Source organism: Streptomyces sp. NPDC007875 (genome assembly GCF_042868035.1).
Taxonomy (GTDB): Bacteria; Actinomycetota; Actinomycetes; order Streptomycetales; family Streptomycetaceae; genus Streptomyces; species Streptomyces antimycoticus.
Genome location: NZ_JBIADZ010000003.1, coordinates 336,988 through 349,507 on the forward strand (window position 1 = coordinate 336,988; position 12,520 = coordinate 349,507).

14 protein-coding genes are annotated in these 12,520 nt (G+C 70.4%); 9 read left to right on the plus strand and 5 right to left on the minus strand.

Going from position 1 to position 12,520, the window contains the following annotated elements:
- Window positions 1-30: 30 nt before the first annotated feature.
- Window positions 31-846 (minus strand): ABC transporter permease, encoded by an 816-nt coding sequence (locus ACFYOY_RS08320; RefSeq protein ID WP_137968411.1) that lies wholly within the window; start codon window positions 844-846, stop codon window positions 31-33.
- Complete coding sequence (locus tag ACFYOY_RS08325) at window positions 843-1,847, minus strand: ATP-binding cassette domain-containing protein (protein WP_351903035.1); 1,005 nt, start codon at window positions 1,845-1,847, stop codon at window positions 843-845. Before ACFYOY_RS08325 ends, ACFYOY_RS08320 begins: the two co-directional genes overlap by 4 nt.
- Window positions 1,848-2,488: 641 nt before the next feature.
- Here ACFYOY_RS08325 and ACFYOY_RS08330 point away from each other — a divergent pair.
- The 4 genes from ACFYOY_RS08330 to ACFYOY_RS08345 all read left to right on the plus strand — a co-directional run bounded on the left by ACFYOY_RS08330 (window position 2,489) and on the right by ACFYOY_RS08345 (window position 4,177).
- Window positions 2,489-2,824 carry a hypothetical protein gene (locus tag ACFYOY_RS08330; protein WP_351903038.1) on the plus strand — a complete coding sequence of 112 codons (336 nt, stop codon included), beginning with the start codon at window positions 2,489-2,491 and terminating at the stop codon, window positions 2,822-2,824.
- Window positions 2,824-3,231: a hypothetical protein gene (locus tag ACFYOY_RS08335; RefSeq protein ID WP_014056328.1), complete on the plus strand. Its 408-nt coding sequence runs from the start codon at window positions 2,824-2,826 to the stop codon at window positions 3,229-3,231. Before ACFYOY_RS08330 ends, ACFYOY_RS08335 begins: the two co-directional genes overlap by 1 nt.
- Window position 3,232: 1 nt before the next feature.
- Window positions 3,233-3,658 carry a hypothetical protein gene (locus ACFYOY_RS08340; RefSeq protein ID WP_351903044.1) on the plus strand — a complete coding sequence of 142 codons (426 nt, stop codon included), beginning with the start codon at window positions 3,233-3,235 and terminating at the stop codon, window positions 3,656-3,658.
- 129 nt (window positions 3,659-3,787) lie between these two features.
- A complete protein-coding gene (locus ACFYOY_RS08345) occupies window positions 3,788-4,177 on the plus strand; it encodes a hypothetical protein (protein WP_351903046.1) in 390 nt (129 codons plus the stop codon).
- 27 nt (window positions 4,178-4,204) lie between these two features.
- On the opposite strand, the gene ACFYOY_RS08350 is transcribed toward ACFYOY_RS08345, so the two are convergent.
- Complete coding sequence (locus ACFYOY_RS08350) at window positions 4,205-4,738, minus strand: TetR/AcrR family transcriptional regulator (protein WP_351903115.1); 534 nt, start codon at window positions 4,736-4,738, stop codon at window positions 4,205-4,207.
- Between the two features lie 22 nt (window positions 4,739-4,760).
- Complete coding sequence (locus ACFYOY_RS08355; protein ID WP_388585588.1) at window positions 4,761-5,597, minus strand: alpha/beta fold hydrolase; 837 nt, start codon at window positions 5,595-5,597, stop codon at window positions 4,761-4,763.
- Between the two features lie 285 nt (window positions 5,598-5,882).
- Here ACFYOY_RS08355 and ACFYOY_RS08360 point away from each other — a divergent pair, with 285 nt between their 5' ends.
- On the plus strand, window positions 5,883-6,809 hold the full coding sequence (locus tag ACFYOY_RS08360) for an endo-beta-N-acetylglucosaminidase H (protein WP_351903052.1): 927 nt from the start codon (window positions 5,883-5,885) through the stop codon (window positions 6,807-6,809).
- A gap of 718 nt (window positions 6,810-7,527) precedes the next feature.
- Window positions 7,528-8,016, plus strand: coding sequence for a DUF5994 family protein (locus ACFYOY_RS08365; RefSeq protein ID WP_351903055.1), 489 nt, complete (start codon window positions 7,528-7,530; stop codon window positions 8,014-8,016).
- A gap of 52 nt (window positions 8,017-8,068) precedes the next feature.
- On the opposite strand, the gene ACFYOY_RS08370 is transcribed toward ACFYOY_RS08365, so the two are convergent.
- Complete coding sequence (locus tag ACFYOY_RS08370) at window positions 8,069-8,467, minus strand: DUF5994 family protein (RefSeq protein WP_351903057.1); 399 nt, start codon at window positions 8,465-8,467, stop codon at window positions 8,069-8,071.
- A gap of 940 nt (window positions 8,468-9,407) precedes the next feature.
- Here ACFYOY_RS08370 and ACFYOY_RS08375 point away from each other — a divergent pair.
- The 3 genes from ACFYOY_RS08375 (at window position 9,408) to ACFYOY_RS08385 (ending at window position 12,463) form a co-directional block, all read left to right on the plus strand.
- Window positions 9,408-10,112, plus strand: coding sequence for a DUF5994 family protein (locus ACFYOY_RS08375; protein WP_351903060.1), 705 nt, complete (start codon window positions 9,408-9,410; stop codon window positions 10,110-10,112).
- Window positions 10,113-10,525: 413 nt separating this feature from the next.
- Window positions 10,526-10,699 carry a hypothetical protein gene (locus tag ACFYOY_RS08380; protein ID WP_388585592.1) on the plus strand — a complete coding sequence of 58 codons (174 nt, stop codon included), beginning with the start codon at window positions 10,526-10,528 and terminating at the stop codon, window positions 10,697-10,699.
- A 420-nt stretch (window positions 10,700-11,119) separates the two neighbouring features.
- On the plus strand, window positions 11,120-12,463 hold the full coding sequence (locus ACFYOY_RS08385; protein ID WP_388585595.1) for an endonuclease domain-containing protein: 1,344 nt from the start codon (window positions 11,120-11,122) through the stop codon (window positions 12,461-12,463).
- The last annotated feature ends 57 nt before the right edge of the window (window positions 12,464-12,520 follow it).

A 12,520-nucleotide genomic window follows, 5' to 3' on the forward strand; every position in this document is an offset into this window, starting at 1 on the left:
CGGAAGAACGAAATGGTGTGGAACGGCCGGTTACAGGCGGCGGGTGAAGGCGCGGATGGCCAGCGGTACGAAGAGGGCGAGGATCACCGCGGAGGCCAGCAGCGTGCTGCCGAGAGCCGAACCGGAATCCGAAGCCGGACCGGTGAGCAGGGCCCGTACGGCATCGGTCAGATGCGTCACCGGATTGACCTTCGCCCAGGCCTGGAGCCATCCGGGAAGGGTGTCGGTCGCGACCATCGTGTTGCTGCCGAACGCCATCGGGAACAGCAGGATCATCACGAGCATGTTGACCGACTCGGGCTTGTCCGCGATCAGCCCTATCGTCAGGGCGATCCAGGAGAACGCGAACGACACCAGCAGCACCAACGCCACGGCCAGCACCGCCGAGAGCGGATCGGTGTGGACGCGGAAGCCGATGCAGAAGCCGAAGGCGAGCAGCGTCAGCGTGGTGGCGGCCTGGCGTGGCAGGTCCCCGAGGATGTGCGCGATGAGCGGTGCGGGCCGGGCGATGGGCAGGCTCCGGAACCGGTCGAAGATCCCCTTGTCGATATCGCTGTTGATCGCCTGGCCCACGGTGGTGACCATGAACGCCGCGTTCTGCGCGAGCATCCCCGGCAGCAGGAACTGCAGATAGGCCGACTGGCTCCCGGACACCGCCCCGGCGAACAGCACCATGAAGAGCAGCATCATGATGAGCGGCTGCAGCACGCTGAACACCACGATCTGCGGCGAGGCGCGCAACTTGGTCAGATGGCGTCCGGCGAGGATCAGCGTATGGCTGACCAGGGCCCCACGGCCCGGGTCGACGGGGAGCTGGGCCGGGGTGCTGTGCTGGGCGCTGCTCATCGCGGTTTCCTTTCGGCGGACCCGGCCGTGACCGGTGCCGGATCGGGGTCCTGGACGGGGTCGGCGGGCTGGGCGGTACGGCCGGTCAGCGCGAAGAACACCTCATCGAGGGTGGCCTGACGCAGCCCCAGCTCGACGAAGCCGATCCCCTCCGCCTCCAGCCGCGCCGCCACCCGCCGCAGCGCCGTCACATCCGCGACGGCGGCGTCGATCAGGCCGGTGTCCGCGTCGACGGCCGGCTCCACCCCCGTCGCCTCGGCGACGTACGCGGCGGCCTGCGCGCCCTGGGCCGGATCCGCCACCCGCATCTGCAGGGCGAGGCCGCCGACCCGGGCCTTGAGCTCGGTGGGGGTTCCGGTGGCCACCACGCGGCCCTGGTCGAGTACCACCAGATCGTTCGCCAGGTGGTCCGCCTCCTCCAGGTACTGCGTGGTGAGCAGGACCGTCACGCCGTCCGCCACCAGCTCGCGCACCAGCGTCCACACCTCGGTGCGGCTGCGCGGGTCCAGCCCGGTCGTCGGCTCGTCCAGGAACAGCACCCGCGGCCGCCCGACGAGGCTCGCCGCCACGTCCAGTCGGCGCCGCATGCCCCCGGAGTACGTCTTCGCCAGCCGGCCCGCGGCGTCCTCCAGCCGGAACCGCTCGATCAACTCGCTGGCCCGGCCGCGCGCCGCCGCCCGGGACAGGCCCAGCAGCCTGCCGATCAGCTCCAGGTTGTGCTGCCCTGACAGCTCGTCGTCCACCGCCGCGTACTGGCCCGTCAGGCCGATCGCCGCCCGCACCAGGTGCGGCTGCGCCATGACGTCGTGTCCGTCGATCCAGGCCCGCCCGCTGTCCGCGCGGATCAGGGTGGACAGAATGCGCACCGTGGTGGTCTTGCCGGATCCATTCGGGCCCAGCAGCCCCAGGACGGTCCCGGCCCGAGCCGTGAATCCGACCTCGGACAGCGCCTGGGTCTTCGCATAGGACTTGCTCAGTTCTTCGACACGGATGGTCTCCACGACAGGGCCTCTCGGGTATCGATGTCCGCCGGTCACACGCGGTGGACCGCGGCGGCAGAATCAGCAATTCCACGGTTGGGATCACGCGCCGTCCGGCTGAGCCCTCATCCTGGGCAGCGGGACAACGCCTGGACACCCCGCATCGAATAATCAATTGCGTAACGCATGATTCCGTAGAGGCGTAATGAGGAATTCCGCGGACCGTGCGGGGTAATGTGCGGCAGGTGTGACCAGGGCCTTCAGTATGATCAGAGGAAGTGCCCGGATGCGGGGGCGGGGCCGGATGGATTCGCCTCCTGGCCGCGAAGGGAATTGCGTAATCCGGAGTTCCGGATCATGCGTAATTCTTGATTCCGGTGTGTGTATCGGTCAGCAATCAGGGGTTGTGCAGCCTCGGATTCTTACTGGCGCCGGCTGCCAACTTCTTGCCTGGGGGTTGCACTCCCGGGGCGGACACGGATAAATGTGAGAAGCTCGCAGACCTCCCCGTATGTTCGTCATGCTCGGGGACCGGTCGTCGGCGGCTTTTCATCGGTGTATTGCCCGGGAATTCCTCGGGTGGTTTCCGTGCGCCGCGGGCGGCTGCAGAAGATCCACCATCACGGTCTGCCGCATTCTCGACTCGAGGGGGAGCGCAATCGATGACCACAGTGCGTGAAGGGTTCCTGCTGATCGAGAGTCAGGCGGCGGCCCTGCCGGGCGGGGCGGGATTCCCGCGTGACGCCGTGACCCAGGCACGGCTCGGCCATCCGGTGGTGCTGTTCCTCATCCAGGACGCCGTGGCCCTGGCCGTCCCGGGCCGCTCACCGGAACTCGAGGCCTTCATCGGGGCCGGCGGCCGGGTCTGGGTGGACGACTTCTCGCTCGCCCAGCGGGGCCTCGCGAGCGCCGGCCTCCTGCCCGCGGCCCGCCGCACCGATATGGGCGCGGTGGCCGAGGCGGTACTCAACCCGGCGGTGAAAGTGGTGTGGCACTGATGGGCCGTCCCGTTCCCTACACCGACGTCATGGTGATCCTCATGGGCGCACCGCATGAATCCGACCAGACCACCAGCGTGCTGCGGCTGGTCCAGGCGATGCTGGAGCGTGGTGGCCGGGTGCAGGTGTGGACATGCGGCCACGCCACCCATCTCACTCGGCAGGCGCTCGGCGCTGCCAAACAGCGCAACATCGCCTCCTGGACCACCTCCTATCCGACGACCGCCACGCTGGTCCAGGACATGCTCGCGGCCTTTCCCGACCAGCTCTACTGGTACGGCTGCCAGTTCTGCAGCGAGGACCGGGGCGTTCACGATCACGTGCCCGAGGTCGTCCTGCGCCGGCCCTCCACGTTCGCCGCGAACAGCGCCGCGACCGGCAAGACGCTGATGGTCGGAGTGATGTGAGATGGACAACCGCCCCGGCCTGCCCTCGGCCGCACCGCAGCGGCCCCAGGTGCTGGCCATCGTGGAGCGCGCCTACCGCGGCGCCGTGGAGAAGCAGTTCGCGGATGCCCTGTACCTGGCGCTCGAACTGCACCGCCAGCTCGGCGGGATCGACATCCTGCTGCGCGGCCAGGCCGTGACGTACGCGGCGCGCGACGCCCATGTGCCCCCGCTGCGGCTCGGCAACCGAGTGATCGACACGCTCACCGATCCGCGCGGTGACGTGCTGCGGCTGCTGGACGCCGGGGTGCGGGTGTACGCCGAGGAGCCTGGCCTGGCCGCCTACGGACTGGACGGTGAGGGGCGCCTCCTGGACCGGGTACGGCCGATGCCCGCGGACGAGGCGGCGGCGCGGTGGTCCACCTACCGGATGGTGTGCTTCATGTAGCGGTGCCCGCCATGGCTTCGGAGCGGACGGCCCACCGCGAGCCCGATCGCCGGTCCTCCGGCCACCCGGTCTTGATATGAGTACGGCAGCGGATACCGGCGGGTCGGCCGGTTCCGTAGCGTCCCTCGCATGGAGAACACGGGAACGGCTGCTGATGGTGCGGCCTTTGATCGTGCGGCCGGGCCGGACCGCCGTGGCGTCCCTCGCCGGCGCACCGCTGCCGGCTGGGCAGGGCTGGTCGCCCTCGCGGTGGGAGTGCTGGTCCTCGGAGTCTTCGTGGGGCTGGTGGGGCCCCTCTTCGCCATCGCCTGCGATTCCTGCCCGGACGGTGTCCGCGGCCCGCAGCGTTTCGGCGATGCCCTGATAGGCATCACACGGTACGCGGTGCCGTTCGCGACGGTGGGGACGATCATGGGGATGTTCCACCCTCGAGGTGGCGCCCGAGTAGCCGGTATCGGGCTGGGGGCACTGGTGATGCTGCTGTTCCTGATGCTGGCGCTCGGTCAGTCCACCGCCTGACGGTGGCCCTCCACCCTGGCAGCGTTCTCACCTGGCGCGCAGGCCCCGGTCGGTGAAGGCGATCAGCCACTCGAAGCTCTCGTCGATGTCGGTGCTCCACTGGAAGCCGCCCGCCGCCTGCAACGTGGCGAAGCCGTGGGCGAAGCTGCGGAGCATGCGCAGGGCGTGGTCCACGTCGGACTCCGCGATGTCGTAGCCGCGCAGGACCGCCGTGAACGCGTCGAGCAGCCGCTGACTCGCGATGGCCAGCGGGTCGTCCGGGCCGGAGGGTTCCAGGCCGATCGTCGCGGCGTACCGGCCGGGGTGCTCCAGGACGAAGGCGCGGAAGGCGCGCGCCGCGGCCGCCAGGGCGTCGCGGCCCGCGTACCCCTGGACCGCGCCGCCGACGGCGTCGGCGGCCTCGCTCAACGCCAGGGCCGCGATGCGCCGGTTGAGGTCCTCCTGGCCGCCCACGTGCTTGTACAGGGACGGGGTGCGCACGCCCACCCGCTCGGCCAGCAGGCCCATCGTCAGGCCGGCGAGGCCCACCTCGTCGGCGAGGGCGGCACCGGCCGCGACCACGGCCACCGGGTCCAGTCCGGCCCTAGGCATGAGCGGCGTCCGAGCGGAGGAAAGCGAGCATCAGCGAAACCACCTGGTCGGGGAACTGGTCGTGCGGGTAGTGCCCGGCGCCCTCGATCATCTCAAGGTGACCGAGGCCGGACGGCAGGGCATCGACGATCGCCGAACCCTCGGCGTGCGGGTCGGCCCAGTCGGGGTCGAGTGTGCCCATCACGACCAGGACCGGGCAGCGGACGTTGCCGAGCTGCGCGCCGGCGTCGGTCGGGGTGCTGCGGCCCATGCCCTGCAGGGCCTTCATCCGGCCCGGCTCGCGCAGCAGGGAGTCGATGCGGCCGAGCCGCTCGGCCCAGTCGGCCGGCTTCACCCCGGGGGAGGCCACGTCGAGGTACGAGCGCCAGAGCGGCACACTGCCGAACACACCCGTGCCGAGCAGCCGCAGCACGCCCTGCCGGAAGCGCTTGACCCGCAGGTCGCCGAGGCGGATCGACTGCTTGCGGGTGAACGGCGCCACCTCGACCACCGCGGTGACCAGCGAAGGCTCCCGCGCCGCGGCGATGGTGGCGGCGCCGCCGGAGATCGAATGGCCGACGAGCAGGGCCGGGCCGCCCAGGTGGCGGATCACGGCGAGCAGGTCGCCGGCGATGGCGGTGCGGCTCCAGGCCGGCCAGCCGACGCTGGACTCGCCGCAGCCGCGCAGATCGACCGCGGCGACCCGATAGCCCGCCGCCACCAGCGGGGGAATCACGGCACGGTACGCGGCGCGGCTGTCGCCCATGCCGTGGGCGAGGACGATCAGCGGGCCGGACCCCGCCACCTCATACGCGATCGTGCCGCCGTCGACGGCAAGGTACTCGGTCATGACACCCCTCAGCTCTGGCTAACTGTGTTAGCTAAAAGCTAATGGGGTTAGCCGAGCCTGTCAACGACGAACTCCCGCGCCTTGCTCGCGCTGGCCCATCGGATGAGGTGAGACGCGCAAACGTCGTTGCCCAGGCGCCGGGGTGCGGTGTGACGTGCGTGGGAGTCGTGAAGAATCCGCGCGCGATTCCCGGGATCCGGTTACCGGAGCGGAAGACTTGGGGGGCTCACTCGGCGCTTCCGAACAGGTCGGGCGCCGACCCATGCGAGGGGAGACCGGTCAACGATGTTCAGCCTGGTACGGAGCAGAATACGGACGGCCGCGTTCGCACTCACGGCGGTCGCGGCCCTCGCCTTACCCGGGGCCGCGGCGACCGCCGCGACCGGGGCGGCAGCGGCCCCCGCTCCCGCGAAACAGGGGCCGACCTCGGTGGCGTACGTCGAGGTGAACAACAACAGCATGCGGAACGTCGGCAAGTACACCCTCGCCAACGGCGGCGGCAACGTCTTCGACGTCGCCGTGATCTTCGCGGCGAACATCAACTACGACACGGGTACCAAGGCGGCGTATCTGCACTTCAACGAGAACGTGCAGCGCGTCCTCGACAACGCCGCCACGGAGATACGGCCGTTGCAGCAGAAGGGCATCAAGGTCGTCCTCTCGGTGCTCGGCAACCATCAGGGCGCGGGCTTCGCCAACTTCCCCTCCCAGCAAGCGGCTTCGGCGTTCGCCAAAACACTGTCGGACACCGTGGCCAAGTACGGCCTCGACGGCATCGACTTCGACGACGAGTACGCCGATTACGGCAACAACGGCACAGGCCAGCCCAACGACAGCTCGTTCGTGCACCTGGTGACGGCGCTGCGCGCGAACATGCCGGACAAGATCATCAGCCTCTACAACATCGGCCCGGCCGCGTCGCGCCTGTCCTACGGCGGCGTCGACGTCTCGTCCAAGTTCGACTACGCCTGGAACCCGTACTACGGCACCTGGCAGGTTCCCGGCGTGGCACTGCCCAAGTCGAAGCTGTCGCCGGCGGCTGTCGAGATCGGCCGGACCTCGCAGAGCACGGCCGCCGACCTCGCCCGCCGCACCGTCAGCGAGGGGTACGGCGTCTATCTGACGTACAACCTCGACGGCGCCGATCGCAGCGCCGATGTCTCCGCGTTCACCAGGGAGCTGTACGGCAGCGACGCCGTCTACACGCCCTGAGGCGACCGCACGCCCCGGCGCGCGGACGGTGGCCGTATGAAGACGGTCGCCACCACCGGGGGCACGGACGGCATCGGACGCGGCATCGCCCGTATGCGTCGCGGGCGTGGGGATCGGGACTGGCGCGCATCACCGGACGAGAGGACCAGCACCATGGCTCGCCGCGCCGCCCTCGGCGGTCTTCGCCGTGATCGCCGATCCGCACCGGCACGCCGACCTCGACGGATCCGGCACGGTGAAGAAGTCGGTATAGGGGCCGGAGCGGTTGAGCTCGGCGCGCAGTTCCGGATGGCGATGAAACTGTCCGGCGTCAGATATCAGATCACCAACACGGTCGAGGAGTACGACGAGAACCGCCGCATCGCCTGGGCCCACCCTGGCAGGCACCGCTGGCGCTACGAGCTCCAGGAGGTTCCGGGCCTGGTGGAGGCGTCCACAGGAGCCTGTTCCCACGCGGGGAGCCGGAGGCGGACATCGCACTCGCCCTGCCTGCTACTCCTCGGAGGGCTGCCGCCGAACGGAAGTGAGCCGCGTCCAGGAGCGGTCCGTTTGGCCTCTTCGGGGAGTAGCGTGAACTCATCGGGAGTATTTCGCACACCGGCCCCGATGCCGGTGTCGTTCCCGGTGAGCAACGACACCGGCCAACTGTCCACGCGCAGAGGTCCGGAGACGGGTTCGCGCGATGTCCGTGACCACCGATCACCCCCCACTCCGGGCCGTGCCCTTCAGGGCCCCGACCGCGCGCCTCGCGCTGAAACCCCTGAGTCCTTCACCAGGGCACGACGAGTTGGACGGCGCCTGGTGGCCTCGTTCACGTGACCTGACACACGAACTCGCCGCTCTGGCGGACGTACTGGATCCGCTGTGGGGACGGATCACCCGTATCGCCGTCAACCCGCGCCACTGGTCGGTCATCCCGCGCAAGATCTACGTCAACGGCCATGAGGTGAAGGTCGGTTGGTACACCTCCGAGCAGGATCCGCACAAGATCCTGCTGCTGTCCTATACGGCGGGCCGCTGGGACCTCCTGGTGATACCCCCGGAGACCAGTGCCCCCTCGGCGGCCCGGCTGATGGCCGCCGCGAGCGCGGGCACCGGCCCGCCGCTGACCGCGACCGCCCTCATGACGGCGGAACGGGCCGGCGACACTTCCTCGTCGTACGAGGCCGACACCGGACGGCCCGGCCGGTTGGTGTCAGGGATGTGACGGGCGTCGTCAGTGCCCTGGTGATTCGCCGGCCCGTCCGTGGCAGGCCGAATCAGACGTGACCGCCCGCGGCGGATGCCAGGAGCGGTTCCGCGGCCTCCTCGGTCGTGTTCGGAGGAACGACCAGTAGGTCCCAGCGCCCCCGGCCGGGGGCGAGCAGGACGACCGTGTGGGGGGCGGATGCCGCCAGGATCCTGCGCAGTCGTACGACCTGGTTGGAGACGAGCATCCGGCCGGGCGTCGCGGACCATTCCGCCCCGTTGACCGCAACGCTGCTGATGTGGCCCCACGCAGGCGGCAACCCGGCGAGCAGTGGCGGGAGCTCCGCGAGCAGGTCGTACGAACGAGGCCACCACGCGCCGTCAACGGGTCGGGGCAGACCGCCGAGGGGTGCCAGGCGCAGACGGAGAACAGGATGGGAGGGAAGCGGGGGTTGCAGTGCGGTGGTCATGAAGGCTCCTGCCAACTGCGTTATATGGACCAATGGTTGACGTCAGGCACGACGGGCGGCGACACGGGTCGGCGTCGGCCGGCGCACCTTGTCCACCCAGCCAGGCGTTCGAGGAGGCGGCCGCGGCCGACGGGTCGCTGGCCGCGGTCGACGCCGTGCCGGGCACTGGTGGGGACGACGCCGTGTCCGACGGAATCGCTGTCGTGGATGCGGTGGATGAGCGACATGCGGGGCCCCTCGGCCTCGGTGCGGGTGGCGCGGCCGGGGTCAGGGGTTGCCCAGGTGATGGGAGTCGTGGGGACGGGGCCGGTTCCGACACCGGCATACGAAGAGCCCCCGCTTCGTCCACCGTACTCCCGCGCTCCGAAACGAGGCGGGCCGGATCGCGTGGCCACCGCGTTGACAGGGGTGTCGCCGGACGTCGACTGGCGGCACCGCGCAGGGCCATGCCGCTTCGGAACACACGGCGAAGCATTTCGCCTTCCCGCCCCGCCCAGACTCCGCGGGAACCCGGGCCAATCCGGGGGCGCCGCAGAACGCCGTCCCCCCGGCCCGGAGCCGCTGCTCCCGTCGGCCGAAGGGGACGAGAGCCATGCCTCCGGCGCGCCCTCGACACCTTGGCCGACAGTCCGCGCGAGGCCGGCCGAGGATGCGGGCCACGGTGGTCTTGCCGGTGCCGGAGGGGCCGGAGAAGACGAAGTGCCGCTTGGGCGGCTGGAACTGGGAGGGGTCGAGAGCGCCTACGACGAGGCCACCGCCCAGCTGGTGAACGTCCTCGCGGAACGGCGGCGTCTCCTCCGTGCCGCCCGGCAGGACCAGGCCCCCGAGACACCATTCCGACGCATTCCGGCGCGCTGTGAGGCAGTACCGGGAGAGCACACAACGACTGCTCCGCCTCCAGGCGGCCGCAGGTCCGCGCTGCGGCGGAGCGGGGAGTAGTGTGGACACTACCGAGGGCATTCCGCACACCGGCTTCCACGCCGGGTCGTTCTCGGCGAGAGATGAAACCCGGGCCGCCGCAGAGGCGACCCGGAGACGGGTCCGCATCATGTCGGCAACCCTGCATCGAACCCTGCAGCACCATGAGTCCGCAGCGGCCCCGGCCGCGCGTCTCGCACTGAAGACCGAGGGCACGTCCCGCGGACTCCTGGACGGGGCCTGGTGGCCCCGCTCCCGGGATCTGTTGAGCGAACTTCCCCTACTGACGGACGTGTTGGATCCCTTGTGGGGCCGCATCACCCGCGTCGCCGTCAACCCGGAGCACTGGCCGGTCATCCCCCGCAAGGTTCCCGTGGACGGCCACATCGTCAAGGTCGGCTGGTTCACCCCGGAAATCGATCCGCACAAGCTGCTGCTGCTCTCCTACGGCAGCGGCCGCTGGGACCTGCTGGTCATCCCGCCCGAAACCGGGGCGGATTCGGCGGCGCGGCTGATGGCTGCCGCGTCCGACTACGACGGCCCGCCATTGACCGCGAGCGCGCTCATCGCCGCGGACGAGGCCGGGCATGCCGTCTCCGCGGCCGACCAGCCACTGGACCCGGAGGAGACATGGGAGTACGAAGGCGGTGCCTCCGCGGTGTCCGCGGCCGTTCCGGAACAAACCGGTCCGTCCAGGCGGACCAGCCGCCTGATCGTCGGTACGTGAGGTGGCCGCCATGAACGCCTTCTGACAGTCGCCGCCTTCGTCGTTCTCGTCGCAGCGGCGGCATACGTGATCCACCGGCTCAACATCCAGCAGGCCGACAGAATCGCCGTGCACCGGTACGGCGCCGCCCTGCCCGGCCGCCGCGGCCGCGGCACGCCGCAGCCCCCGGTGAGACCGGACCGGTCCGAGTCGCCGACCGTCGGCGAACGACGGGACCACCGCGACGGGGGCCGTGGCCGCTTCCGGCCGCGCCGCCGCAGCCGTACCACTCACCACAGGTGACCAGTTGGCTTGTCGTCACCGGCCTCGCGCACGGACCGTCGACTCGGCTCGTACCGACGCGTGCGCCCGGGAACGTACACCCGGGCCAAGGACCGCGCGAGGAGCGGCCGGGATCCATGCACCGAGGCGTCATGACTCTTCCGCAGCTGAACATCTACCGGTACGACCGGGGCGGGCGAGCGCTGATCACCCTGGCCGGTGAGATCGGCCCGGCCACCGCCGGACACCGGCTCCGAGCGCATGCTCCGGTGATGGACCGGGTCGGAACAGCGAAACAGGGGAAGCGAGTTGATCAGCCCTCCTGAACGCGATCCGCCGACGCCGGCCGAACCGCGGGCAGGCCGAGAGCCTGCGTGAGATCCGCGTGGACCTGCACGTGAAGTCCGCCGTCGGGGCGGGGGCGGCGAGGAGTGACGCCACCGTCCCAGACCCCGGCGGCATTCTGCTGCTGAACACGATGGCCGCGGGGTGCGGATTCTCCGTCTGTCCCCCGGCGCATCCCTGGAGGGAACTGGGTGGGTCGTTAGTCCTGCTGTGCAGGCTGTCGGACCGGCCGTTGCTCTGCCTCCGCCGGAATGCGCCCCTGCCGGGAGCGCGCCCAGCCTCCGCGCTGCGCAGCAGACCACCGTGGTCGGCGGGACCGGTCGTCGGCGTAATAGGCGTCGTCCGGACCCGTGCTTCCCGGCCCGCCCCGTTGCCGCGTTGCGGGCCGTTAGCCTGTCGGTATGTCAGAGCGTGTCATGCCCGGTCGCACGGACGGCCTGATCACCCTGGGTGCCGCGGACGCTCTGTGGGTCGAATTGACGGCCGACAGTGCTGTGCCGACGGCTTCTGGGGCCTTGACCTGCTCTCCTGCCCATGCCCGGGTGGGGTACGTCCTGCTCGGCGACCGTGTGGTGGCGACGGTGAGGGCGAGCGGCGGTCAGTGGAGTGTTCCGGAGGTTGAGGTGCGCCGGGCGGCCGCGGAACTCAACGCGGTGGGGATGGATCGGCAGGACCAGGTCCGCATCGGGCCGTTTCGTGGGGCGCCGAGGCAAGGGTGCAACGAGGAAACGCCGCTGCGTTGGCGCCGGCGCATCGCGGGGGAACTGCGGGAGCTGGGCGGCCCCGAGCGGGCAGCACGAGGTGAAGTCGGCCGGCCGTACCATCTGGCGGGGATCGACTGGCGACGGATACTCGTGGAGCGGACCCGCGACGGGACGCAGCGGACGTGGTGGCTGCCGCGCGCTGTGGTCAGGCTGCTCGACGCGGCCGAGCACGCCGAAACGCAGTGGGTACAAGCCGCGCGGAACCGCCAGGCAAGCACAGCCGTCACCGAGCCGCCCTCCCACCTCCGGCAGGCCCGAGACTTTGGCGGTCAGCAGACGACGAGCCCGGAGGGCTCCACCGCCTCACTGCGTCCGTACAATGCGGAGCTGGAAGGCCAGCTGTACTCGGTGCTCAGCAGGAAGCCCGGTACCTCCCGCAGGGTGGCCGGGTGGGTGTGTGCCATCTGCCGCACCACGGCCGCCGCGGTCCTCGACCACTGCCATGAACACGGCTACGTCCGCGCCCCCGTCTGCCAGTCCTGCAACACACAGGAACGCCCCGACCACCTGTACAGCAACGACATCCGCGTGGCGAACCGCTACACACGCCTCTTCGACACCGGCGCCGACGACTGGCTTCGCCACTGGCACCGCTGCCCCGGCTGCCGCGCACGCACCACCTTGCCCCTGCCGCACCTCGCCGCATGGACCGCCCACATAGCCTGCCGATCGCTGCGCCCGACCCACCGCGCCCCCCGCGGGCGCGAGCCCTGCGGTGTCCTGCGTGTGTCCTGGACGGGCAGTCAGAAGGCGCCCCGTTCCTGCCTGCTCACTGTCGCCGTCGATTTCTGCCCCTCCGGCGAGCACCGTGTCCTGGCGCGAGTCCCCTACCTCAAAGCCGTTGAGCGGTTTGGTGTCTGGTTGGCCGAGACGGCCCCTGCCGTGGCCGCCGCGGCCGGTCCTGACCGCTTGGACGACCTCCCCGCCCAGTTCCGGCCAGTCATCGCGGACACCAGCGGCGAGGGCCTGGCACTGTTCTGAGCGGGCACCGGGAGACGTGACACCCCAACGTCACCTCGCAGCTGCCGGCCCCCGACA